The 21,985-nt window shown below is 72.1% G+C and carries 23 protein-coding genes and 1 pseudogene; 7 read left to right on the forward strand and 17 right to left on the reverse strand.

All coding sequences use genetic code 11. The features are described 5' to 3' along the window. The first annotated feature begins 343 nt into the window (after positions 1–343). Positions 344–1,525, forward strand: coding sequence for a glycosyltransferase (locus tag ACIBG7_RS37045; RefSeq protein ID WP_397339270.1), 1,182 nt, complete (start codon positions 344–346; stop codon positions 1,523–1,525). A gap of 74 nt (positions 1,526–1,599) precedes the next feature. Here ACIBG7_RS37045 and ACIBG7_RS37050 read toward each other — a convergent pair whose 3' ends face one another. From ACIBG7_RS37050 to ACIBG7_RS37075, 6 genes are read right to left on the reverse strand one after another with little or no spacing between them, the layout of a single operon-like run. Continuing rightward, positions 1,600–2,016: a CBS domain-containing protein gene (locus tag ACIBG7_RS37050; RefSeq protein WP_357931612.1), complete on the reverse strand. Its 417-nt coding sequence runs from the start codon at positions 2,014–2,016 to the stop codon at positions 1,600–1,602. Between the two features lie 38 nt (positions 2,017–2,054). Continuing rightward, a complete protein-coding gene (gene mshC / locus ACIBG7_RS37055) occupies positions 2,055–3,266 on the reverse strand; it encodes a cysteine--1-D-myo-inosityl 2-amino-2-deoxy-alpha-D-glucopyranoside ligase (protein WP_397339271.1) in 1,212 nt (403 codons plus the stop codon). Further along, complete coding sequence (locus ACIBG7_RS37060; RefSeq protein ID WP_397339272.1) at positions 3,244–3,873, reverse strand: NRDE family protein; 630 nt, start codon at positions 3,871–3,873, stop codon at positions 3,244–3,246. Before ACIBG7_RS37060 ends, mshC begins: the two co-directional genes overlap by 23 nt. An 8-nt stretch (positions 3,874–3,881) precedes the next feature. Next, positions 3,882–4,658: an SCO1664 family protein gene (locus tag ACIBG7_RS37065; protein WP_357931605.1), complete on the reverse strand. Its 777-nt coding sequence runs from the start codon at positions 4,656–4,658 to the stop codon at positions 3,882–3,884. Beyond that, positions 4,655–5,203, reverse strand: coding sequence for a DUF3090 domain-containing protein (locus ACIBG7_RS37070; protein WP_357931602.1), 549 nt, complete (start codon positions 5,201–5,203; stop codon positions 4,655–4,657). The genes ACIBG7_RS37065 and ACIBG7_RS37070 overlap by 4 nt, the downstream gene beginning before the upstream one ends. Positions 5,204–5,212: 9 nt before the next feature. Beyond that, positions 5,213–5,899: a histidine phosphatase family protein gene (locus tag ACIBG7_RS37075; protein WP_357931599.1), complete on the reverse strand. Its 687-nt coding sequence runs from the start codon at positions 5,897–5,899 to the stop codon at positions 5,213–5,215. A 51-nt stretch (positions 5,900–5,950) separates the two neighbouring features. Between ACIBG7_RS37075 and ACIBG7_RS37080 the strand changes: the two genes are divergently transcribed. Together ACIBG7_RS37080 and ACIBG7_RS37085 are read left to right on the forward strand one after the other, a co-directional pair. Continuing rightward, positions 5,951–6,895, forward strand: a complete 945-nt coding sequence (locus ACIBG7_RS37080) for an aldo/keto reductase (RefSeq protein ID WP_357931596.1) — start codon at positions 5,951–5,953, stop codon at positions 6,893–6,895. 120 nt (positions 6,896–7,015) lie between these two features. Beyond that, the gene (locus tag ACIBG7_RS37085) at positions 7,016–7,930 is read left to right on the forward strand and encodes a hypothetical protein (RefSeq protein ID WP_357931593.1); all 915 of its coding nucleotides are present in this window, start codon (positions 7,016–7,018) and stop codon (positions 7,928–7,930) included. A gap of 40 nt (positions 7,931–7,970) precedes the next feature. Here ACIBG7_RS37085 and fabI read toward each other — a convergent pair whose 3' ends face one another. Together fabI and ACIBG7_RS37095 are read right to left on the reverse strand one after the other, a co-directional pair. Next, positions 7,971–8,735 carry an enoyl-ACP reductase FabI gene (gene fabI / locus ACIBG7_RS37090; protein WP_397339273.1) on the reverse strand — a complete coding sequence of 255 codons (765 nt, stop codon included), beginning with the start codon at positions 8,733–8,735 and terminating at the stop codon, positions 7,971–7,973. Positions 8,736–8,737: 2 nt separating this feature from the next. Continuing rightward, on the reverse strand, positions 8,738–9,433 hold the full coding sequence (locus tag ACIBG7_RS37095; RefSeq protein ID WP_357931587.1) for a beta-ketoacyl-ACP reductase: 696 nt from the start codon (positions 9,431–9,433) through the stop codon (positions 8,738–8,740). 77 nt (positions 9,434–9,510) lie between these two features. Here ACIBG7_RS37095 and ACIBG7_RS37100 point away from each other — a divergent pair, with 77 nt between their 5' ends. After that, positions 9,511–11,004: a TldD/PmbA family protein gene (locus ACIBG7_RS37100; protein ID WP_357931584.1), complete on the forward strand. Its 1,494-nt coding sequence runs from the start codon at positions 9,511–9,513 to the stop codon at positions 11,002–11,004. Continuing rightward, a complete protein-coding gene (locus ACIBG7_RS37105; RefSeq protein ID WP_357931724.1) occupies positions 11,004–12,374 on the forward strand; it encodes a metallopeptidase TldD-related protein in 1,371 nt (456 codons plus the stop codon). Before ACIBG7_RS37100 ends, ACIBG7_RS37105 begins: the two co-directional genes overlap by 1 nt. On the opposite strand, the gene ACIBG7_RS37110 is transcribed toward ACIBG7_RS37105, so the two are convergent. After that, on the reverse strand, positions 12,358–13,425 hold the full coding sequence (locus tag ACIBG7_RS37110) for a linear amide C-N hydrolase (protein ID WP_397339274.1): 1,068 nt from the start codon (positions 13,423–13,425) through the stop codon (positions 12,358–12,360). The two genes, ACIBG7_RS37105 and ACIBG7_RS37110, sit on opposite strands and share 17 nt — an antisense overlap. A gap of 109 nt (positions 13,426–13,534) precedes the next feature. Then, positions 13,535–13,747: a dodecin gene (locus tag ACIBG7_RS37115; RefSeq protein ID WP_357931578.1), complete on the reverse strand. Its 213-nt coding sequence runs from the start codon at positions 13,745–13,747 to the stop codon at positions 13,535–13,537. 37 nt (positions 13,748–13,784) lie between these two features. Between ACIBG7_RS37115 and ACIBG7_RS37120 the strand changes: the two genes are divergently transcribed. Then, on the forward strand, positions 13,785–14,099 hold the full coding sequence (locus ACIBG7_RS37120; RefSeq protein WP_357931575.1) for a DUF3099 domain-containing protein: 315 nt from the start codon (positions 13,785–13,787) through the stop codon (positions 14,097–14,099). 279 nt (positions 14,100–14,378) lie between these two features. Here ACIBG7_RS37120 and ACIBG7_RS37125 read toward each other — a convergent pair whose 3' ends face one another. The 4 genes and pseudogenes from ACIBG7_RS37125 to ACIBG7_RS37140 all read right to left on the reverse strand — a co-directional run bounded on the left by ACIBG7_RS37125 (position 14,379) and on the right by ACIBG7_RS37140 (position 17,711). Then, complete coding sequence (locus tag ACIBG7_RS37125) at positions 14,379–14,660, reverse strand: DUF6457 domain-containing protein (protein ID WP_397339339.1); 282 nt, start codon at positions 14,658–14,660, stop codon at positions 14,379–14,381. Between the two features lie 315 nt (positions 14,661–14,975). Beyond that, positions 14,976–15,377: pseudogene (locus ACIBG7_RS37130) on the reverse strand (molybdenum cofactor guanylyltransferase); the annotation flags it as partial. A 385-nt stretch (positions 15,378–15,762) separates the two neighbouring features. After that, positions 15,763–16,752 (reverse strand): GTP 3',8-cyclase MoaA, encoded by a 990-nt coding sequence (moaA, locus tag ACIBG7_RS37135; protein ID WP_357931572.1) that lies wholly within the window; start codon positions 16,750–16,752, stop codon positions 15,763–15,765. Between the two features lie 167 nt (positions 16,753–16,919). Beyond that, positions 16,920–17,711, reverse strand: a complete 792-nt coding sequence (locus ACIBG7_RS37140; RefSeq protein WP_397339275.1) for a type II CAAX prenyl endopeptidase Rce1 family protein — start codon at positions 17,709–17,711, stop codon at positions 16,920–16,922. Between the two features lie 326 nt (positions 17,712–18,037). Here ACIBG7_RS37140 and ACIBG7_RS37145 point away from each other — a divergent pair, with 326 nt between their 5' ends. Next, positions 18,038–19,195 carry an RtcB family protein gene (locus ACIBG7_RS37145; protein WP_357931566.1) on the forward strand — a complete coding sequence of 386 codons (1,158 nt, stop codon included), beginning with the start codon at positions 18,038–18,040 and terminating at the stop codon, positions 19,193–19,195. An 80-nt stretch (positions 19,196–19,275) separates the two neighbouring features. Here the strand turns inward: ACIBG7_RS37145 and ACIBG7_RS37150 are convergent, their stop codons facing one another. From ACIBG7_RS37150 to ACIBG7_RS37160, 3 genes are all read right to left on the reverse strand, one after another. Continuing rightward, on the reverse strand, positions 19,276–19,743 hold the full coding sequence (locus ACIBG7_RS37150) for a hypothetical protein (RefSeq protein WP_397339276.1): 468 nt from the start codon (positions 19,741–19,743) through the stop codon (positions 19,276–19,278). 125 nt (positions 19,744–19,868) lie between these two features. Then, on the reverse strand, positions 19,869–21,275 hold the full coding sequence (locus tag ACIBG7_RS37155) for an ATP-binding protein (RefSeq protein WP_397339277.1): 1,407 nt from the start codon (positions 21,273–21,275) through the stop codon (positions 19,869–19,871). Then, entirely contained in the window at positions 21,272–21,946 is a 675-nt protein-coding gene (locus ACIBG7_RS37160) for a response regulator transcription factor (RefSeq protein WP_357931557.1), read from the reverse strand. Before ACIBG7_RS37160 ends, ACIBG7_RS37155 begins: the two co-directional genes overlap by 4 nt. Between the last annotated feature and the right edge of the window lie 39 nt (positions 21,947–21,985).

The raw sequence follows: 21,985 nt of genomic DNA on the forward strand, positions 1-21,985 counted from the left end.
CCTGGCGGAGGGCCGGTGAGGTTTGACCGTCGCTCCCACAGGTAGCCGTTACCGCGACAGCGCGGGTACGAAAGGCGGTCCTGAAGCCACCCGAGCCGACCACCGCCGACCCCGGTCCGAAGGCCGGGCCGACCCGCGACCTGGTGCGCACGGCACATCCGGCCCCGTCCTCTCGCGGGAGCCGCACGACAGAACCTCGCACCCGGCCACGCCCCCGGCGAGGGGCCGCGGCCGGGCGATGGCTCACGCCGCCGGGCGGCCGCGAACACCCGGCGGCGGGCCCGTCCATGCCTGACCTCGGCGGGCGCCGAGCAGGCCGTCCAGGCCACAGGGAGCTGACGCCATGAAGGTAGATCTCATCTCGGAACACGCCGACCCGCTGGCCGCCCTCGGCGGCGTGGACGCCGGCGGGCAGAACGTCTACGTCTCCTGCCTGGCCGCCGCGCTGGCCGCTCGCGGGCACGACGTCGTGGTCCACACCCGGCGCACCGCACTGGGCCAGCGGGCCGTCACGCTGCCGACCGGCGTGCGGGTGGAGTACGTGCCCGCCGGGCCGCCGCTGCCCATCCCGAAGGACGACCTGCCGCCCTACATGGCGCAGTTCGCCGGGCACCTGGCCCGCGGCTGGCGGCGGCGCCGGCCCGACGTGGTGCACGCGCACTTCTGGATGAGCGGGCTGGCCGCGCTGGAGGCCGCCCGGGGCAGCATCCCGGTCGTCCAGACCTACCACGCGCTCGGCACGGTCAAGCGCCGCTGGCAGGGCGCGGCCGACACCAGCCCGCGGGTCCGGCTGGCCGCCGAGGCCCGGCTCGGCAGGCAGGCCGACGCGGTGCTGGCGACCTGCACCGACGAGGTCGCCGAGCTGCGGGCGATGGGCGTGCCGGCCGAGCGGATCTCGATCGTGCCGTGCGGCGTCGATCTCCAGACCTTCTGCCCCGAGCCGGGCGGGCGGCCCGTACCCGGCCGCATCCTCAGCATCGGCCGTCTCGTGCCGCGCAAGGGCGTGGAAACCGTCGTGCGCGCCCTGGCCGAGCTGCCCGAGGCGCACCTGGTGGTCGCGGGGGGCTCGGCCGACGACAAGGAGGCCCGGCGGCTGGCGGAGCTGGCGCTGACCCTCGGCGTGGCCGGGCGGGTGCGGGTGCTCGGCAGCGTGTCGCGCCACCAGGTGCCCGCGCTGATGCGCTCGGCGCAGGTGGTCGCCAGCGTGCCGTGGTACGAGCCGTTCGGGCTCGTGCCGGTCGAGGCGATGGCCTGCGGCGTTCCGGTGATCGCCTCCGCGGTCGGCGGGCACCTGGACACCGTCGCAGGAGCGGGCCTGCTGGTCCCGCCGCGCGAGCCGCTGGCGCTGGCCACCGCGCTGCGGCGGGTGCTCGAGGCCCCGGAGCTGCGCTTCAGGCTCGGCCGCGCCGGCGCCCGCCGGGCCCAGGAACGGTACGGCTGGCCGCGCGTGGCCGAGCAGGTGGAACAGGTCTACCGGCAACTGGCCCGCGGCTCGGCGACCGAGCTGCTGGCCTCCGGCAGCTGAGACGGGCGTGGCCGCCGAGCCCGGAAGGGGCCGGCGGCCACGGACGCCCTCAGCGGGCGCGGTGTCTCAGGGACTCAGTCGGACGTCAGCACGTCCAGCAGGTCGCCCACGGTGGCGTCGGGCACCGCGCGGGTGACCTCGGCCAGCGAGACGATGCCCACCAGGGTGTGGCCGTCGATGACGGGCAGGCGGCGGACCTTGTGCCGGGCCATCGTCCGCAGGATCTCCCGCGTGTCGTGGTCGGCTCCGATCGTGACCGCCTCGCCCTGGGCCAGCTCGCCGGCCAGGCACGACTTCGGGTCCTTGCCCTTGGCCAGGACCTTCACCACGATGTCGCGGTCGGTGAGCATGCCCTTGAGCTTGTTGTCCGGGCCGCAGATGGGCAGTGACCCGACATCGAGCCTCGCCATCTTGTCGGCCGCGTCGAGAACCGTCTCGTCGGCGCTGACGCAGGTGCAGTCCGGGGTCATGATGTCACGGGCAGTCGGCATGGTCTCTCCTTTCGACTCATGACCCGACTGCCCACGAATCAGAGCTTCACTCCGAGAAGGGTGTCGGCGACCTTGGCCGCGAGGTCGGTCGGCTGCTCGCCCTCGCCGTCCAGGGCCTTCCGCGCCCAGTCGTCGAAGGCGGCCACGGCGCCCGGCGCGTCGAGGTCGTCGGCCAGGCGCTGCCGTACGGTGGCCAGCAGTTCCTCGGCGTGCGGGCCGCAGCCGGAGGCGACGGCGCGGCGCCAGAGGTCGAGCCGGGCCTCGGCGTCGGCGAGCTGGTCGGGGGTGTACTCCCAGTCGGCGCGGTAGTGGTGGGCCAGCAGCACGAGGCGGACGGCCATCGGGTCGTGCTCGGCGCGCAGCCGGGAGACGAAGACCAGGTTGCCCTTGGACTTCGACATCTTCTCGCCGTCGAGGGCGACCATGCCGGCGTGGGTGTAGAAGCGGGCGAAGGGCCACTCGCCGGTGGCGGCGTGCCCCTCGGAGGCGCCGCACTCGTGGTGCGGGTAGATCAGGTCGGAGCCGCCGCCGGCCACGTCGAAGCCCGCGCCGAGGTGGTCCAGGGCGATCGCGGTGCACTCGATGTGCCAGCCGGGCCGGCCGCGGCCGAGGCTGCTGTCCCAGGCCGGCTCGCCCGGGCGCTCGGCCCGCCACAGCAGCCAGTCGAGCGGGTCACGCTTGCCCGGCCGGTCGGGGTCGCCGCCGCGCTCGGCCGACAGGGCGAGCATCTCGGCCTCGGAGTAGCCGGAGACCTCGCCGAACTTGGGCGCGTCCGCGCGGCTGAAATAGACGTCGCCGTCGAGGTCGTAGGTGAGCGGCCGCAGCCGCTCCACCAGCGCCGCCACCCGGTCGATGACCTCCGTCACGCCGACGTACTCCTGCGGCGGGATCATCCGCAGGGCGGTCATGTCGGTGCGGAACAGTTCGATCTCACGCTCGGCCAGCGCCCGCCAGTCCTGGCCGGTCTGCTCGGCACGTTCCAGCAACGGGTCGTCCACGTCGGTGGCGTTCTGGGTGTAGTGCACCTCGTGCCCGTTGTCCCGCCACACCCGGCCGACCAGGTCGAAGGCCAGGTAGGTGTTGGCGTGGCCCAGGTGGGTGGCGTCATAGGGGGTGATGCCGCAGACGTACATCCGCGCGGTGGGCCCCGGGTCGGTCTGCCGGACCCGCCGGGCGGCGGTGTCGTAGAGCCGGAGCGGAACACTCTCGCCGGGAAGCCGAGTGATGTCAGGAGCGGACCACGATCTCATGGTCTGAGCCTATCTGCCGGAACTCGTAGCTCTGCGGGGTGACCAGGGTGATCGACAGGGAGGCGTAGACCCGCCCGTCGGGCAGTTCGTAGTGCAGCAGGAGCGCGCTGGGGTCGGCCGCGGGCTCGTCGCCGACCACCGACCACCAGTCGCTCGTGGCGCGGAAGCGGTCGAGGTGCGCGGTGACGCGCGGGCCCTCCATGCCGTCGTTGACGATCATGACCGTCTCGTCCGGTAGGAGCGTTTCGGTGAGCTGCTCGCCGTCCCAGCTCCACAGCCGGCCGCCGGCGCGGTCGGTGTAGACGAGGTGGAAGGGGTCGTACCTGGTCAGGTCCACCTCGGGCAGGCCGCCCACGGTCACCGCGCGCAGCGGCAGGTCGCCGCGGGAGACGCGGTCGGTCTCGGGGGCGAGGGTGCCGCGGCCGTTGAGGAGGGCGGCCACCCGCCCGCTCTCGCGGTGGACGGCCAGCCACGTGCCGCCCGCCTTGAGGTCACGGCCGCCGACGACGCCGGGGTAGTCGTCGGGCCAGTGTTCGCCGGGCCCTTCCCAGGGACGGTCGGCCAGCTCGTCCCTGATGCCCATCAGGGCGCCCGGCCGTACGATCACGGTGCACATCAGATCGGCGGCCAGGGGACGGCCGGCCAGTCCTTGGACGGCGAGGGGTGCAGGCCGGTGTCGAGCAGCCGCCGGACCCGGCGCCAGGTGGCCTCGACCTCGGCCAGGGTGAGCAGCTCGCGCAACCGGCGGCCGAGCGTGCCGGACTCCAGGTCGCGCTCCAGGCCGGCCAGCACGCCGACGGCCTCGCGGCTGAGCGGCCGGCCGCGCCACTGCCACAGCACGGTGCGGAGCTTGTCCTCCTCGGCGAAGCAGACCCCGTGGTCGACGCCGTAGACGTGCCCGCTGGGCAGGGGCAGCAGGTGGCCGCCCTTGCGGTCGGCGTTGTTGACCACCGCGTCGAAGACGGCCATCCGGCGCAGGGCCGGGTTGCGGCTGCGGACCAGCGCGATCAGGTCGGGCTCCTGCCCGGCGTGGTCGTGGCTGTCGATCCAGAGCTGGCACATCCCGGGGCCGAAGGGGCCCTCGCGGTAGACGGTGGGCGGCACGATGCGCCAGCCCGTGGCACGGGAGACCTCGAAGGCGGCCACCTCGCGGGCGGCGAGGGTGCCGTCGGGGAAGTCCCACAGCGGCCGCTCGCCGCGCACCGGCTTGTAGACGCACGCGGCGGTGACGCCGCCGAGGGTGATGGAGCAGTAGAGGGTCATGTTGGTCGCCTCGACGAGGCGGCCGACCACCTCCATGCGGCCTTCGGCGAGCAGCCGCAGCGCCTCCTTCTCGGTCTGCCCCGCCGGAGGGGGGCTGAGCACGGGCTCACTCTCCGGCACGGTGCTCATGAAGCCACCTCACCCCCGCGGTAGCCGTTGAGGCGGACGCAGACGTGGCCCTCGGGGTCGAGCGGCTGGGTGCACAGCGGGCAGGGCGGGCGACCGGCGGCGACGAGCTGCAGGGCGCGGCGGGTGAAGGCGCGGGCGACGCCGGCGCTGATCCGCACGCGCAGCATCGCCGGGTCGTCGACCTCGACGGGCTCGTCGCCGAGGTACTCCTCGGCCTCGATGACCACGCGGGCCGTGTCCTCGTCCCATTGCAGCGCCATCGTGCCGACCCGGAAGTCCTCTTCGATGGGCAGGTCGAGCGGCCCGTCGTCGGTGAGGTCGGCGGGTGCCAGGGCGGGGATCTGGGCCGTGCCGCCGGACTGGCGCAGCACCTCGTCGAGCAGCTCGTCGAGCCTGCCCGCGAGTGCGGCCACCTGCAGCTTCTCCAGCGCTACCGTCGTCAGTCTGCCCTCTCCTTTGGCCTGCAGGAAGAAAGCCCGCGAACCCGGCTGCCCCACGGCACCGGCCACGAACCTCTCAGGTGGGTCGTAGTCGAAGACCGGCATAGCCTGACCTTACGTGGTTCCCGATCCGCCGCCGACGGCGGCATCGCTCCCGGTGAGGTTTTCTCCCCCGTCTTTCTCTCCCGAACCCTCTGGCAGCGTCAATTCCCCCATATCGTTAAGTTTGACCACAAAGGGGCGCAAGGGGGTGTAGCGAATCACCGTCAAAGCGGCCGGATCCGCACCGATTCGCTGAAATCCATCCAAGTGCAGGCCGAGGGCGTCCGCCACGATCGCCTTGATGACGTCGCCGTGCGTGCAGACCAGGTAGACAGCCTTCTCCCCGAGACGATCATTCCACTCCCGGACCGCTTTGACAGCGCGCGCCTGCATGTCCGCGATGGCCTCGCCGCCGGGGAAGGTGACCGCGCTCGGGTGGGCCTGGACCACCCGCCACAGCGGCTCCTCGGCCAGCTCCCTGAGCTCCCGCCCGGTCCACTCGCCGTAACCGCACTCGCCGAAGCGCTCGTCGGTCTGGATCTCCAGATCCCGCCCCCGCGCGACCGCCTCGGCGGTCTCCCGGCAGCGCTCCAGCGGGCTGGAGACGATCGCGTCCAGCCGGGTCCCGGCCAGCCGCCCGCCGAGCGCCTCGGCCTGCGCCCGGCCGCGCTCGTTCAGGTGGACGCCGGGGGTCCAGCCGGCGAGGACGGGACCGGTCAGCGGGGTCAGGCCATGGCGGGCCAGCAGCAAAGTCGTCACACGGCAAAGTATGGCCAGCCCCGGAGGTGGTTGGCGTAATCTAGCCGGATCATGGAACAGCGTTATGTGGGCCGGAGCGGCCTGTCGGTCTCCCGACTCGGCCTGGGGACGATGACCTGGGGGCTCGACACCGACCCCGAGGACGCCGCGGCCCAGCTCCGCACCTTCGTGGAGGCCGGCGGCAACCTCGTCGACACCGCCGACGTCTACACCTCCGGCGACTCCGAGCGGCTGCTGGGGCGGCTGCTGCGCGAGTCGGTGCGGCGCGAGGACGTGGTCCTGTCCACCAAGGCCGTGGTGACCCCGCTCGGCCCCCGCCCGCGTGACGCCTCGCGCCGCCATCTCATCGCCGCCATCGACGCCTCGCTCTCGCGGCTCGGCGTCGACTACGTGGACCTGTGGCAGCTCCACGCCTTCGACGACGAGGTGCCGCTGGAGGAGACGCTGGCCGCGCTGGACGCCATCGTCAGCTCCGGGCGCGCGGTCTACGCCGGCGTGTGCGGCTACAGCGGCTGGCAGCTCGCCGCCGCGGCGACCGCCCAGCGCGTGGTGCCCGGCCGCATCCCGCTCGTCTCGGCCCAGGCCGAGTACTCGCTGCTGGCCCGGGAGGCCGAGCGCGAGCTGCTGCCGGCCGCCGCGCACGTGGGCGCGGGCGTGCTGGCCTCCTCGCCGCTCGGGCGCGGGGTGCTGACCGGCAAGTACCGCACGGGCATCCCGGCCGACTCGCGCGCCGCGGCGCCGCACTTCGCCGAGTACGTCCGCCCCTACCTGGACGAGCGCTGCCGCCGGGTGGTCGAGTCGGTGATGACCGCCGCCGACGGGCTGGGGCGCACGCCGCTGGCCGTGGCGCTGTCGTGGGTGCGCGACCAGGACGGCGTCTCCTCGGCGATCGTCGGGGCCCGCACCGCCACCCAGCTCAAGGCCATCCTCCAGGCGGAGGACCTGGTCCTGCCGAGGGAGATCCGGGAGGCGCTGGACGACGTCTCGTCCTGCTGACCCGATAGAACGAGAGTCCGACTCGCGTATCACTAGTCGATACCGAACCGCAACTTTCCGCGGGCAACGCGGGGCCGATCCGCGAGGATTCCCCCACGGAGAGTGTTTGGGGGGAGACAGATGCGACGCACCGCCGGGGTCCTGGCGTTCGCCATCGCCACGATCACGCTGGGCGCCGCTCCGGCCGCCGCGACCGCACCCTACCCGGCGCTGGGAAACACCCTGGGAGGCGCGCTGCTCGCCGACTGCGAGCAGGGCGGCGGCCTGCTGTCCGGCGTCACCGGCGGGCTGTGCGAGCTGGTGGACGGAGTGACCGACACGGTCGACTCGCTGACCGGCGACCAGCTCGGCCCGGTCACCGACGGGCTCGACGACACCGTGGGCGGCGTCACCAACCCGCTCGGCGAGGTGCTCCCCACCCCGCAGACCCCCGAGCCGACCCCGCCGCCCAAACCCGGCGACCAGTCCGAGCCCGCCGACACCGCCGACGCCGGCAAGCCGGGCGGGGGCGAGGGACTGCTGCCCAGCGTGCTCGACGAGGTCTGCCTGCCGGTGCTGGCCTGCAAGGGGCAGGGCGTGCTCGACGGCCTCACCCCGCCGCCGCCCAAGCCCGGTCTCACCACTCCCCCGCCGAAGCCGCGGCCCGAGCCGAAGCCCTCCGAGAAGGCGGACGAGGACGAGCAGGCGGTGCTGCCCACGACGGTGCCCGTGCCTCCGGACAGCCGGCCGTACCTGCTCAACAGCACCGAGCACGACCTCGGCGACGAGCCGGCCGCCGACCCCGACCGGGCCGGGCTCGGACTGCTGTGGCCGGGGCCGCTCACCGAGCGGCTGCGGGTACGGCTCAGCGACCAGCAGGTGGTACGGCCCAGCGACACCGACGGCGACGTGCTGGGCACGGCGCTCACCGCGACGCTGCTGGCCTCGGCCGTGCTGGCCACCCGCATCGTGCACAAGCGGCGGCGCAAGGCCGAGGAGAGCGCGTCCATCCCGTTCGAGCCGATGCGCGTCGGCGGCCGGCACCGCCTGGCCTGAGCGGCCCGGGTGCGAACAGGACGGTTCTCGAGCGGTGCGGTCAGACGCCCATGGCGTGGACGCCGCCGTCCACGTGGACGATCTCGCCCGTGGTGGCCGGGAACCAGTCCGACAGCAACGCCACGACCGCCTTGGCGGCGGGCGCGGTGTCGGCGAGGTCCCAGCCCAGCGGCGCCTTCTCCGGCCAGCTCTCCTCGAACTCCTTGAAGCCCGGGATCGACTTGGCCGCCATCGTGCGCAGCGGCCCGGCCGAGACCAGGTTGACGCGGATGCCGTGCTTGCCGAGGTCGCGGGCGAGGTAGCGGTTGGCCGACTCCAGGCCCGCCTTGGCCACGCCCATCCAGTCGTAGACCGGCCAGGCCTTGGTGGCGTCGAAGTCGAGGCCGACGACCGAGCCGCCGGCCTTCATCAGCGGCAGGCAGGCCACCGCCAGCGACTTGTAGGAGAAGGTCGAGGCGTGCAGCGCGGTGGCCACGTCCTCCCAGCTCGTGTTGAGGAAGTTGCCGCCGAGGGCGGTCTGCGGCGCGAAGCCGATGGCGTGGACCACGCCGTCGAGGCCGTCGAGGTGCTCGCCCACCCGGTCGGCGAGGGTGCCGAGCTGGTCGGGGGAGGTCACGTCGAGCTCCAGCACCGGCGGCGGCTCGGGGAGCCGCTTGGCGATGCGCTCGACCAGGCTGAGCCTGCCGTACCCGGTCAGGACGACCTGAGCGCCCTGCTCCTGGGCGATCTTGGCCACCTGGAAGGCGATGGAGGCGTCGGTGAGGACGCCGGTGACGAGCAGGCGCTTGCCGTCGAGGATGCCCATGGTCAGTGCCCCATTCCCAGTCCGCCGTCGACGGGGATCACGGCCCCGGTGATGTAGGAGGCGTCGTCGCTCGCCAGGAAGCGCACGACGCGCGCGATCTCCGCCGATTCGGCCTGGCGGCCCAGCGGGATGTTCTTGATGATCGCCTCGCCGTCGAGCTCGGCGGTCATGTCGGTCTTGACGAAGCCGGGGGCCACCACGTTGACGGTGATGCCCCGCGAGCCGTACTCCCTGGCCAGGGAGCGGCCGAAGCCGACCAGGCCGGCCTTGGAGGCGGCGTAGTTGGCCTGCCCCGCCTGGCCGGACAGGCCCACGACGGAGGAGATGAGGATGATGCGGCCGCGCTTGAGCTTCATCATCGGGCGGATCGCGCGCTTGGCCACCCGGAAGGCGCCGGTGAGGTTGGCGTCGATCACCTCGGTGAAGGTCTCCTCCTTCATCATCGCCAGGAGCGTGTCCTTGGTGATGCCGGCGTTGGAGACGAGCACCTCGACGGGGCCCTGCTCGGCCTCGACCTTCGCGAAGGCGGCGTCGACGTCCTCGGCGCTGGTCACGTCGCAGCGGACGCCGAACAGGCCCTCGGGGGGCTCGCCCGATCGGTAGGTGACCGCGACGGCGTCGCCGCCCGCGGCCAGTTCTCTGGCGATCGCGAGGCCGATGCCGCGATTGCCGCCGGTGACGAGTACAGAGCGTGCCATAGGACCTGACGCTATCCCCTACCCGCGGGTATCCCCTTGTCCGGCCCGTACAAGATCGTAGGGCTAGGATCGTTGACATGCGCCAGATCGACGACGACTTCCGAGCTCTGCCGCTCGCCCGCCTGGCCGACGCCGCGCTGCAGCGGGCGCGTGAGCTGGGCGCCGAGCACGCGGACTTCCGGCTGGAGCGGGTGCGAGCCGAGTCCCTCAGCCTGTACGACGCCCGGCTCGAAGGCGCGATGGACGCCGACGACCTGGGCCTGGCGGTCCGGGTGGTGAAGGACGGCACCTGGGGCTTCGCCTCGGGCGTCGAGCTCACCCCCGAGGCGGCGGTCCGGGTGGCCGAGCAGGCGGTCCGGGTGGCCGAGGTGAGCGCGCCGATCAACCGCGAGCGGATCGAGCTGGCCGCCGAGCCGGTCTACCGCGACGTGGTCTGGGTCTCGCCCTACGAGGTGGACCCGTTCGAGGTGCCGCAGAGCGAGAAGGTCGCGCTGCTGGCCGAGTGGTCGGCGGGGCTGCTCAAGGGGCTCGACCACGCCAGCGCCCGGCTGCTGCAGGTCAAGGAGCAGAAGTTCTACGCCGACAGCGCGGGCACCAGCACGCTGCAGCAACGGGTGCGGGTGCATCCGGAGCTGACCGGCGTGAAGATCGGCGAGACCGGCTTCGAGGACATGTCGACGATCGCCCCGCCGGTCGGCCGGGGGTACGAGTACCTCACCGGCGCCCACTGGGACTGGGCCGGCGAGCTGGGCCGGCTGCCCGAGCTGCTGGCCGAGAAGCTGGCCGCGCCGAGCGTCGAGGCCGGGCCGCACGACCTGGTCATCGACCCCTCGAACCTGTGGCTGACCATCCACGAGTCGATCGGCCACGCCACCGAGCTCGACCGCGCCCTCGGCTACGAGGCCGCCTACGCCGGCACCTCGTTCGCCACCTTCGACCAGCTCGGCTCGCTGGTGTACGGCTCGCCGGTGATGAACGTGACCGGCGACCGCACCGTCGAGCACGGCCTGGCGACGATCGGCTACGACGACGAGGGGGTCGAGGCGCAGAGCTTCGACCTGATCCGCGACGGCATCCTGGTCGGCTACCAGCTCGACCGGCGGATGGCGCTGATGCAGGGCCTCGGCCGCTCCAACGGCTGCTCCTTCGCCGACTCGCCCGGCCACATGCCGATGCAGCGCATGGCCAACGTGTCGCTCCAGCCCGCGCCCGGCGGCCCCTCGACCGAGGAGCTCATCGGCCGCGTCGAGCACGGCCTCTACCTGGTCGGCGACAAGAGCTGGTCGATCGACATGCAGCGCTACAACTTCCAGTTCACCGCCCAGCGCGCCTACCGCATCGTCGACGGGCAGCTCGCCGGGCAGGTGCGCGACTTCGCCTACACCGCGACCACGACCGACTTCTGGGGGGCCATGGAGGCGGTGGGCGGGCCGCAGACCTATGTGCTCGGCGGCGCGTTCAACTGCGGCAAGGGCCAGCCCGGCCAGGTCGCGCCGGTCAGCCACGGCTGCCCCTCGGCGTTGTTCCGCGGCGTCCGGATCCTCAACACGGTGCAGGAGGGTGGCAAGTGATGGGCATGCAGGGCATGGTCGACAAGGCTCTGGAGTTGTCGCGGGCCGACGACTGCGTGGTCATCGCCGAGCACTCCTCCACGGCCAACCTGCGGTTCGCGGGCAACACGCTGACGACCAACGGCATGGCCGAGTCGACGCGGGTCACGGTGATCTCGGTGGTGGGCGGCGCGACCGGGGTGGTGTCCCGCTCCGCCGTACTGCCTGAGCAGTTGGAGGACCTGGTCGCGGCGGCCGACCGGGCGGCGCGCGAGGCGCAGCCGGCCGAGGACGCGCGGCCGCTGGTGTCCGGGCTGCCGGAGAGCCCGGGCTGGGCGCAGCCGCTCGCGCCGACCGACATCGGGGTCTTCGACCGGTTCGCCGCAGACCTCGGGCGCGCCTTCACCGCCGCCGAGGGCGCCGGCCGCCGGTTGTACGGCTTCGCCGAGCACTCGCTGACCTCGACCTTCCTCGGCACCTCCAGCGGCCTGCGGCTGCGTCACGACCAGCCGGGCGGGCGGCTGGAGCTCAACGGCAAGTCGGCCGACCTCAAGCGCTCGGCCTGGACCGGCGTCTACACCCGCGACTTCACCGACGTCGAGGTGGGCGCGCTGGAGGAGAGCCTGGCGACGCGGCTGGAGTGGGCCCGCACCCGGGTCGAGCTGCCGGCGGGCCGCTACGAGACCATCCTGCCGCCGAGCGCGGTCGCCGACCTGATGATCTACCTCTACTGGTCGGCCGGGGCGCGCGACGCCCTCGACGGGCAGAGCGTGTTCGCCAAGCCCGGCGGCGGCACGCGCGTCGGCGACCGGCTCTCGTCGCTGCCGGTGCGGCTCTACAGCGACCCGGCCGAGCCGGCACTCGACTGCGCGCCGTTCGCCGTGGTGCACGCCTCCGGGCGGGATTCGTCGGTCTTCGACAACGGCCTGCCGACCCCGGCGGTGGACTGGATCTCCGGCGGCAGCCTCTCGGCGCTCCGGCAGACCCGCTACTCCGCCGAGCTCAGCGGCCTGCCCGCGACGCTGCCGGTGGACAACCTGATCATGACCGGCCCCGAGGGCGGGCGTTCGGTCGAGGAGATGGTGGCCGCCACCGAGCGCGGGCTGCTGCTGACCTGCCTGTGGTACATCCGCGCGGTCGACCCGCAGACGCTCCTGCTGACCGGGCTCACCCGCGACGGCGTCTACCTCGTCGAGGACGGGCAGGTCGTGGGCGAGGTCACCAACTACCGGTTCAACGAGAGCCCGGTGGACCTGCTCGGGCGGGTGACCGAGGTCGGGGCCAGCGAGCTGACCCTGCCCCGGGAGTGGAACGACTACTTCACCCGCACCCGGATGCCCGCGCTGCGGGTGCCCGACTTCAACATGTCGACGGTCAGCCAGGCGAGCTGAGCCGGAAGGTGTGCACCCGCTCCCAGCGCTTGGCGGTGACGAGGCGGGCGTCGAGCTTGGCCAGGTCGTAGACCACCGACCACCTCGTGTGGCCCTGGGCGACCTGGCTGAGCAGGTCCAGGCCGCCCGCCGGGCTCTCGGCCAGCGTGCGGTAGCGGGTGTCGCGCAGGCGGTCGGCGACGGTCGTGCCGGCCATCGTGATGTTGGTCAGCTTGTCGTCGTCGATCACGTTGAGCTTGCCGTCGCCGTACTCCACCACCACCGAGTCGCCCGAGCGATCGGCGATCAGGTAGTGCACCTGGATGCCGCTGCTGAAGTCGAGGTGGTAGCGGCCCATCAGCTCCACGGCCTCGCGCACGGTCGCGGCGCGGTCGAGGATCAGCCGGATGATGCGCGCGCTGGAGACCGTCGTACGGCCGGCCGGCTTCGGCAGGATCGCGGTGGGCGTCGTCGCCAGGCCGATCGCCAGGCCCTTCTCGTTCATCCCGTCGAACGGCACCAGCACCGCGTGCGCCAGCCGCCGGGCGTCGGCCTTCAGGTCGGCCGGGCCCTTGCGGTTGAGCACGTAGAAGGCGTCCACCAGCGAGATCGAGGCGTACCCGTCGGGCGGGTCGGCGTGCACCACCATCGCGGGGTTGGCGTGCCAGTCGAAGTTGCGGCCGAACTCGGTGCCGCGCAGGAACAGCGAGCACGCCCAGCCGTCCTCGCGCCTGGCCAGCTCGGCCTCCGTCATCGGGGCGTCGGCCTCGTAGCCGCCGTGGTAGGTCATCTCGTACAGCGGCAGGTCGTCCACCTGGCGCAGGCTCGCGGCGGTGGCGGCTCGCTGCTCGGCGGTCTGGTGTAACAGGCTCTTCGGGGCGGCGGCCGTCGCCGACGCGGGCGCGCCTTGTCCAGGTGCGCTTGTGCCTGACGCGGCTGTTCCGGACGCGGCTGTTCCGGACGTGCCCTTTCCGGGCGCGGCTTTCCCAGGCGCGGCGCCGGTGGCCGGCGCGCACGCCGCTGTCCCGAGCGCGACGGCGACGAGCAGGGCGGCGGTACGGCGGAGCCTCACCCCAGCAGTGTCGCGCCTGCCGCGGCGGCTGTCACGCCCCGGTTCCGTCGCCCTCCCCGCACCGACGGTCACGCGCCTGGTCCGGCTGCCTCGATCCGGTGGGCCTCTGTCAGGCGTCTTCGAGCCGGAAGCCGACCTTCATCCCGACCTGGAAGTGCGCGACCTCCCCCTGGTCGATGTGCCCCCGGATCTCGGTGACCTCGAACCAGTCGAGGTGCCTGAGGGTCTGCGAGGCCCGCCGGATACCGTTACGTATGGCCTGGTCGACGGAGTCTGACGAGGTGCCGACGATTTCGGTCACCCGGTAAGTTCGATCGGTCATATCGGCATGATCGCACGTGAGGCGTAGGGTGGAAGGCGTGAAGGGCTGGCACAGGAAACCGGTCGTCCATCAGGTGACCGACGCACGGCCGTCGCTCAGCACGGACATCGGGCGGCGGGAGAAGCGGTACCTCATCCAGATGGGGATCCGCACCCTCTGCCTGATCCTGGCGGTCGCACTGCCGGTGCCGTGGCCGTACCGGCTGCTGTTCATCGCGGCGGCGGTGTTTTTGCCATACATAGCGGTAATCGGTGCCAATGAGCGTGGCAAGGATCTTCCTCCGCCTAGCTTTGACACACCGGAGGCTAACCAAAGCGAGATACCACTCCATCGACGCGAGATCGGGTCGTGACTTAGTCTTGACGCATCCCACGGGTACTAGGTGTACGCTTTAGCCAAGCGCTCCGGTCCCCCGTCGGAGTGCTGGTGCCGGCGTTCCGGGCCCCCGTCGGAACGCCGATGAAGCGACGCCGGGTGGTTTGCCCCCGTAACCACCCGGCGTCGCCCTTTTCCAGAACCCCTTATGGACGGTCGGTCCGATAGGGCGACTTTCCGAAATCGTTTACAGTCCCCGGCTGGATATTCACAGCTAATCCTCAGCTTGGGTTGACAAGTACTGATTTGTCGGGAGTCAGCCGTCGGTCAGGGTCTCGGTCGTCGCCCGCTCCCAATTGCGGGCCAGCGTCGTCAGTTTCGCCACCGCGTCTTCCGGCGCCGTCCCTGCCCCTTGTGCCAGGCCCAGCAGATAGGCCGTCAGCGGCGCCGCCGGCCTGGCCACGCCGTGGGCCACTTCCTTGGTCAGGTCCAGGATCAGGTCCCGGTCCACCGCCGCCGGGTCCACGCCCAGTTCCTTGCAGACCAGCGCGGTCCACTCGGTCAACACGTTCATGCGTGCCTCCTCCAGATCGTCCATAGTGTCGCAGTCGAACCACGCCCGCCCCGGCAGCGCCACCCGCCGCGGTTCCAGGGGGCCGAGCAGCCCCCGCAGCGAGTCCCCCTCATACCGCGCCAACGCCTCCCGCAGCACGCTGGTGGGCCACACGCTCGTCAACCACTGTTCCCGCCCACCCTCATCCACCAGCACCACCCCGCCACTGCTTTCAGCCTCACCGCCCCCGCCGAGGCCCAGGGCGCTGTCTCCCCCCCGGCTAGAGATCGTGTCCTCGCTGCGGCCCGCGCTGGGTCCCCGCCTCTGCCCCGTCCTCGCGCCCGGCCCCTCCGAGCCGGTCGCGCCACCGCCCACGCCGACCGCTGGGTCCCCGCCCTCGCTCCCCGCCGCCGTCGCGATCGGTGGGACAGCTCCGGCCGCCGCGGCCCGGAGCGCGACCACGTGGTCGGGCAGCAGGAACGGCAGGTCCGCCGCCAGCACCACCACCTGCGGGGCCGTCACCTCCGCCAGCCCGGCCCGCAACGCCCGCACCGGCCCACCACCCGGCGGGTCCTCCCTGGTGAACACCACCCCGTCCAGATCTCGCGCGGGCCCGACCACCACCACCCGCCCGGCATCCGCAACCGCCGCAACCACCCGTTCCAGCAGGGATCTAGCCCCTACCGTCATCCCAGGCTTGTCCGCCCCGGACATCCGCCGAGCCGCTCCCCCGGCCAACACGACCGCGTCATAACCGATCACCCGCCCAGGCTACGCCCGCCCCTCTCCCCACCACTCAGGGCCGAGCCTTCCTCAGAGCCAGGCTCGCCGAAGGTGCTCGGGTGCTGGGGGCTGGACGTGGGTGCTCGGGAGCTGGACGTGGGTGCTCGGGAGCACAGTGGCGGCTCCGGACATTCGGCTGGGGTGTCTGTCGGATCGTGACGTCCGTCCGTCTGACCCGTAGCCAGGGTTCCCGCCAGCCCTCCCCGGCGGCCTCAGCGTCCCGGTTACCGCGCCACCCGGCACCACGGGCAGCCGCTCCGGCCGAAAGGGACGAGCGCCGGAACGGGGAGCGGCCACCCACTCCGGCGTACAACGGCCCAGCCGGGGGGCCGAGTCCGGCCGCCCCGGACAACCCAGGGGGTGGTCAGCCGCCGATGGCCGACATGGGACGGTTGGGCTGCAGGAAGCTGGGGTCGTCGATCCCGTGCCCGGCCCGCTTCCCCCGCACAGCCACGATCCACCGCTCGGCCAGCTCCTCGTCCGAGGCCCCACCGCGAAGGGCGGCCCGGAGGTCGGACTCCTCGGTGGCGAAGAGGCAGTTGCGCACCTGCCCGTCCGCGGTCAGCCGTACCCGGTCACAAGACCCGCAGAACGGCCGCGTGACCGACCCGATGACGCCCACCCGAGCAGGCCCCCCGTCCACCACGAACCGCTCGGCCGGAGCGCTCCCGCGCTCCTCAGCATCATCGGGGGCGAGGTCGAAAGAACCAGAGAGCAGGTCGAGGATCTCGTCGGCGGTCACCATGCTCGCCCGATCCCACCCGTGCTGGGCGTCCAGCGGCATCTGCTCGATGAAGCGAAGCTCATACCCCTGCTCCAGGCAGAACCGCAGCAACGGCACCGCCTCGCCCTCGTTGATCCCCCGCATGAGGACCGCGTTGACCTTCACCGGCCGCAGCCCGGCGGTGTGCGCCGCGGCGAGGCCGGCGATGACGTCGTCGAAGCGGTCGCGGTGGGTCAGGCGCTTGAAGTGGTCGCGGTCGAGGGTGTCGAGCGAGACGTTCACCCGGTCGAGCCCGGCGTCCTTCAGCGGGACCGCCAGGCGCGACAGCCCGATGCCGTTGGTGGTGAGCGAGATCTGCGGCCGGGGACGGAGCTCGGCGGTACGCCGGACGATGTCGACCAGCTCGCGCCGGATGAGCGGCTCGCCCCCGGTGTAGCGGACCTCGGTGATGCCCAGCATCTCCACGCCGATCCGCACGAGACGGACGATCTCGTCGGCGGTCAGCAGTTTGGCGTTGGGCAGCCAGTCGAGCCCTTCGGGTGGCATGCAGTACGTGCAGCGCAGATTGCACTTGTCGGTGAGAGACACCCGAAGATCCGTGCTCACCCGCCCGAACGTGTCCTTCAACAAGGGTGCCACCTCCCATCCCGTGAGTGGCTTCAGCCTACGGCCTGCCTCCGACAGGAAAACCGGAGGGATCTACCAAGCGGCGGTCACCCCTTGATCGAGACGGGTTGCCACAGCCCCGCTGCCACGTCCACCAGGTCGTCCGGGCCCTCGTCGATCGGCCGGCCGGGTTAAGCCCGGCGCGGGCGCATCAGCCAGACGGCGGCGGCGATGGTGAGCACCCAGCCGACCACTTCGATGAGCAGGTGGTCCGTCGCGCTGGGGACGGACTGCAGCAGGTACACCCGGACGCTGTTGATCGCTCCGTGCGTCAGGACCGCGGGCCAGACGCTCCCCGACCGCCGGCGAAGGGCGAGCAGCAGCGGCGCCCAGGGCAGCATGCCGGCGAAGTAGATGACGATGTCCCGGAGCGGCCGGTCACCGATGACGGCGAGGACCGGCAGGTGCCAGACGATCCAGACCAGGCCGCTGACGAAGGCCAGCGGCCAGAACCCCCATGACGCGGCGCGCGTGGCCAGCCAGCCGCGCCAGCCGAACTCCTCTCCGATGGCGAAGACGGACTGCATGACGAAGACCGGGAGGATCCAGATGGTCGCCGCGAGGATCTGGTCGAGCGGGTTGAGCGGCCAGATCCCCGTCGCCAGGGCGATGGCGGTCTGGATCGCGGCGATCAGGGCGATGAGGCCGATGCCGATGCCGGCCCACTTGGGCGTGCCGCGCCACGTGGTGGCGAACGTCTCCCGGAACGTCCCCGGCCGTCGGGCGAGCCACATGATGATCGCCGCGAGCATCGGGGTCAGCTGCAGGATCGGCGTGATCAGGTTGTTGAGGTCCGGGGAGACGAGCCGGAAGACCATCGGAACGGACAGCGCGAAGCACAGCAGGACGGCGATCGCGAAGAACCACGTGACTTCGGCGACAGTGGATCTGGAAGAGCTGGGGCGCGTGCGGGACGCGGTCATGAGGATCTCGTTTCGTGCGGGCGCGAGGGTCTAGCTCGACGGGTGAACTGTGGTGCGGCCCGGAGCGGCCGTCCTGGACTCGGGAAGAGGCGTGACGACGCCGGGAGGCGGGAAACGCACAAGCTCGACGCTAGGACCGGCGGAGGCGGTCCTGCCTCACCCGAAGGGGTGAACCGGTACCGCCCGTCCGGATGGAATTCGTGGCGGGTGACGAGCCCCCGGCCCGTGTGCTCGCACGGCTGGAACCGGGCGGCCTCGATAAAATGAGTGGGATTTCCTTTCTGGTCAGGCCACACTGATCACCAACCAGAAGGAGAGACTTTCAAATGTCGCCCAACCAGCCCGCACCGAACCTGCTGTCGTGGGCCAGCGAGATCGACGAAGCCGCGATCATGCAGGCCGCACGTGCCGCCCGCCTGCCATTCGTTTCCGGTCACGTCGCTCTAATGCCGGACGCGCATGTCGGCATCGGTGCGACGGTGGGCTCGGTAATTCCGACCAAGAATGCCATCATCCCCGCCGCGGTCGGCGTGGATATCGGCTGCGGAATGGTCGCCACGGAAACGACGCTCACCGCCGCCGATCTGCCGGACACCTTGGCCGCGCTGATGCCGATGGTGGAGCGCCGCATTCCCGCCGGGGTGGGGAAGGGTCACAGCGATCCGTCGATGGACCGCGCTCTGGGCGAGCTCGGGCTGCCCCACACCGCCCTGGACGCCCGGCTCACCAAGAAGGTGTCCGACCAGTTCGGGACCCTCGGCTCCGGCAACCACTTCGTGGAGGTCTGCCTCGACGAGCGCGACCGGGTCTGGACCGTCCTGCACTCGGGCTCGCGCGGCATCGGCAACCAGCTCGCCACGATGCACATCGTGGGTGCGAAGAAGCTGATGAAGAAGCAGGAGATCGGCCTGGAGGACCCGGACCTGGCCTACCTCGTCCAGAACACTCCGGAGTTCACCGCGTACATCGAGGACATGCTGTGGTCGCAGCGCTACGCCATGGCCTCGCGGGCGCGGATGGACAAGGTCCTGATCAACGCGCTGTTCCACGTCGTCGGCACGGGCCGGCGCGTCCGCACGATCAACTGCCACCACAACTTCACCCAGCAGGAGACCCACTACGGCAAGTCGTTGTGGATCACCCGCAAGGGCGCGATCAAGGCCGACCACGGTGACGAGGGCGTCATTCCCGGGTCCATGGGGACCCAGTCGTACATCGTGCGTGGGCGGGGGAATCCGGAGTCGTACAACTCGTGCTCGCACGGGGCGGGGCGCCGGATGTCGCGGACCAAGGCGAAGAAGGAGCTTTCGGCGGCTTCGCTCACTCAGGCGATGCGCGGGCGTACGTGGAACGTTGACCGGGCCGCTGCTTTGGTGGACGAGCACCCTGAGGCGTACAAGTCCATTGATCAGGTGATGGCGGATCAGAAGGATCTGGTCGAGATTCAGCACACGCTTCGGCAGATCTTCAATTACAAGGGGTAGGCCGGTCGCCGGCGAGCTAGACCTTTGTTTCGCCTTTTCATAAGTGGCCGATATCGAAACTGGGAAAGTCCCGGCGGGGGTCACTTGCTCTGGGCGGCCTGTTCGTAGTCGGCGCAGCGGCGGGTGCCGCCCTCGGGGACGGTCACCCGGACGGTGTCCACGGGCACGCGGCGCTGGGCGGCGGTGGCGGCGGCGATGGTGCAGACGAGTTGGCCGGTGGCCAGGTGTGGCAGGCGGGTTGCCTGGGACACCTGGCCACCGGTCACGGTGTAGGAGGTTTCGTCGACGCGGAGGGGGAGGTTGGCGGGCAGGTGGGTGTCGAGGGCGCGTTCGCGTTCCTTGTCGGTGGGGCCTGCTCTCAGGAGGTTCACGGCTTCTGCGGCGGTCAGGGGGCCGTCGGGGCGGCCTACGGGGACCAGGTGGTTGTCGCGGACGAAGTACAGGTGGCTGCCCTCGGTGAAGCCGCGGGCCGGTTCGCCGGCGTCGACCACGCCGGTGGGGGCGATGCCGCAGGCGGCCACGGTTAGCAGGAGGAGGGCGGCCGCCAATCCGCGCGCTCGTGGAAGCCTCAAAGGGCGGCGAGAAGAGGATCCCGACGCACAGGGGCCACGGGTGGGGAGGCGGCGGGTCACGGGCGGAGGCCCCCAAAGGTTGGACTCCCGAAGCTGAGGGGTCATGGGCGGGAGCTCCCCATGGTGGGAGGACCGGAGTGGGGGCTTCGGGGCAAGGTGAGGGTGAAGAGGGCGGTGGGGGTGGCGGTGAGGGTGCCGCCGTGCAGGAGGGCGTTCTCGCGGGCGATGGCGAGGCCCAGGCCGCTGCCGGCGGAGCGGGTGCGGGCGGTGTCGGCCTTGTAGAACCGCTCGAACACGTGCGGCAGGACGTCCGCCCCCAGGCCGGGCCCGTGGTCGGCCACCTCGACGAAGGCCAGCTCGTCCGTGGCGCGGACCCTGACGGTGACGGGCGGTGAGCCGTGCCGCAGGGCGTTGCCGACGAGGTTGGCGACGATGACGTCCAGCCGCCGCGGATCGACCGGTACCCGCAGCCCGGTGGGCAGGTCGGCGGTGACCTGGTCGGTCCATCCCCGCGACCGCAGGCAGCCGGCCACCGCCGCGCCGAGGTCCACGTCGTCGAGGTTGAGCACGGCCGCCCCGGCGTCGAAGCGGGAGATCTCCATGAGGTCGTCGACGAGCCGGCTGAGCCGGGCGATCTCGGCGGTGACCAGGCGGGCCGCCTCCCCCGCGCCGCCGTCGAGCCGCTCGGCCCCGGCCTGCAGCACCTCGGTGACCGCGGTGGCGGCGGCCAGCGGGGTGCGCAGCTCGTGGGAGACGTCGGCGACGAACCGCCGCGACCGGGCCTCCATCTCGCGCAGCTCGCCGACCGACCGTTCGAGCGCCGCGGCGGTCTCGTTGAACCGTCCGGCCAGCCCGGCGAGCTCGTCGCCACCGCGCACGGGCAGCCGCGTCTCCAGCCGCCCCTCGCCCAGTCGCCGCGCGGCGCGGTCCAGGTCGGCGACCGGCCGCAGGACGCCTCGCGCGGCCAGCAGGCCGGCCAGGACCGCGAGCAGGACCACCGGGAGCGCCGCCGCCTGCGCGGCACGGGCCACCGCGGCCTCGTCGGCGGCGGCCTGGGCCAGCGACTCCACCAGGTACACGGTGAGGCCCGAGGGCGTGCCGCCGGCGCGGAGCATGACCCGGCTCCCGCCCACCAGGTACGGCACGCCGTCGCGCGCGACGCGCTGCCAGGCGAGCCGGGGCCGGTCGAGGAGGCGCTGCCGCAGCTCGGCGGTGATGCGCGCGTCGCTGGGCACGGCGCCGTCCCGGACCACGTACACCTTGCGGTCGCCCACTTCGAGGTCCTCGGCGAGCGAGGCCAGCTCGTCGTCGGTGGCCGGGAGCGCCACGTCGCGCGAGAGCAGCAGCACCCGGTGCCGGAAGTCGTCGAGCAGCCGGTCCTGGACGCCGCTGAGCAGGTTGCTGCGCGCCTTGTAGTAGGTCAGCCCGGCCGCCCCCACCGCGCTCAGCCCGCCCACCAGCACGAACGTGATCACCAGCCGGGCACGCAGCCCGCGAAGCCACCTCATACCGGCCCGAACCGGTAGCCGAAGCCGCGCACGGTCTGGATGTAGACCGGTTCGGCCGGGACCTGTTCGATCTTGGCGCGGAGGCGCTGCACGCAGGCGTCCACGAGCCGCGAGTCGCCGAGGTAGTCGTGCTCCCAGACCGCCTCCAGCAGGTGTTGCCGGCTGAAGACCTGGCCGGGGGCGGCCGACAGGTGCAGCAGCAGCTTCAGTTCCATCGGCGGCAGCGCGACCGGCCGGCCGGCCAGCCGTACGGTCAGGGAGGTCCGGTCCAGGGACAGCTCGCCGTACGTCTCGACCGGGGAGGGCTGGCTCTCGCCGCGGCGCAGCACCGCCCGGATGCGCGCCTCCAGCACCTGCGGGCGCACCGGTTTGACCACGTAGTCGTCGGCGCCCGCCTCCAGCCCGCCGACCACGTCGAAGTCGTCGCCGCGGGCGCTCAGCATGACGATCGAGGTCGCCGTGGTGGCCCGGATGCGCCGGCAGACCTCGAAGCCGTCGATGCCGGGGAGCATCAGGTCGAGCACCACCACGTCGGCGGCGAAGCGGGGCAGGAGCGCCAGACCGTCCTCGCCGGAGGCGGCCGACTCGACCTCGTGGTCCCTGCTCTTGAGGGCGAGCGTCAGCGCGTCCCTGACGGCGGGGTCGTCCTCGATCAGCAACACGCGAGCCATGCGTTCCAGTATCGGAGGCTTCGGCGGGCGGTTTGTCCG

The sequence above is a fragment of the Nonomuraea sp. NPDC050328 genome (assembly GCF_044459405.1).
Lineage (GTDB): Bacteria > Actinomycetota > Actinomycetes > Streptosporangiales > Streptosporangiaceae > Nonomuraea.

Coding starts and splice junctions, on each gene's coding strand:
- ACIBG7_RS37140 (WP_397339275.1), bottom strand. CDS start 17,711: ATGACCGCGTCCCGCACGCGCCCCAGCTCTTCCAGATCCACTGTCGCC.
- ACIBG7_RS37050 (WP_357931612.1), bottom strand. CDS start 2,016: ATGCCGACTGCCCGTGACATCATGACCCCGGACTGCACCTGCGTCAGC.
- mshC (WP_397339271.1), bottom strand. CDS start 3,266: ATGAGATCGTGGTCCGCTCCTGACATCACTCGGCTTCCCGGCGAGAGT.
- ACIBG7_RS37085 (WP_357931593.1), top strand. CDS start 7,016: ATGCGACGCACCGCCGGGGTCCTGGCGTTCGCCATCGCCACGATCACG.
- ACIBG7_RS37145 (WP_357931566.1), top strand. CDS start 18,038: ATGTCGCCCAACCAGCCCGCACCGAACCTGCTGTCGTGGGCCAGCGAG.
- ACIBG7_RS37065 (WP_357931605.1), bottom strand. CDS start 4,658: ATGAGCACCGTGCCGGAGAGTGAGCCCGTGCTCAGCCCCCCTCCGGCG.
- ACIBG7_RS37095 (WP_357931587.1), bottom strand. CDS start 9,433: ATGGCACGCTCTGTACTCGTCACCGGCGGCAATCGCGGCATCGGCCTC.
- ACIBG7_RS37080 (WP_357931596.1), top strand. CDS start 5,951: ATGGAACAGCGTTATGTGGGCCGGAGCGGCCTGTCGGTCTCCCGACTC.
- fabI (WP_397339273.1), bottom strand. CDS start 8,735: ATGGGCATCCTCGACGGCAAGCGCCTGCTCGTCACCGGCGTCCTCACC.
- ACIBG7_RS37105 (WP_357931724.1), top strand. CDS start 11,004: ATGGGCATGCAGGGCATGGTCGACAAGGCTCTGGAGTTGTCGCGGGCC.
- ACIBG7_RS37155 (WP_397339277.1), bottom strand. CDS start 21,275: ATGAGGTGGCTTCGCGGGCTGCGTGCCCGGCTGGTGATCACGTTCGTG.
- ACIBG7_RS37160 (WP_357931557.1), bottom strand. CDS start 21,946: ATGGCTCGCGTGTTGCTGATCGAGGACGACCCCGCCGTCAGGGACGCG.
- ACIBG7_RS37045 (WP_397339270.1), top strand. CDS start 344: ATGAAGGTAGATCTCATCTCGGAACACGCCGACCCGCTGGCCGCCCTC.
- ACIBG7_RS37115 (WP_357931578.1), bottom strand. CDS start 13,747: ATGACCGATCGAACTTACCGGGTGACCGAAATCGTCGGCACCTCGTCA.
- ACIBG7_RS37100 (WP_357931584.1), top strand. CDS start 9,511: ATGCGCCAGATCGACGACGACTTCCGAGCTCTGCCGCTCGCCCGCCTG.
- ACIBG7_RS37125 (WP_397339339.1), bottom strand. CDS start 14,660: ATGGACGATCTGGAGGAGGCACGCATGAACGTGTTGACCGAGTGGACC.
- ACIBG7_RS37070 (WP_357931602.1), bottom strand. CDS start 5,203: ATGCCGGTCTTCGACTACGACCCACCTGAGAGGTTCGTGGCCGGTGCC.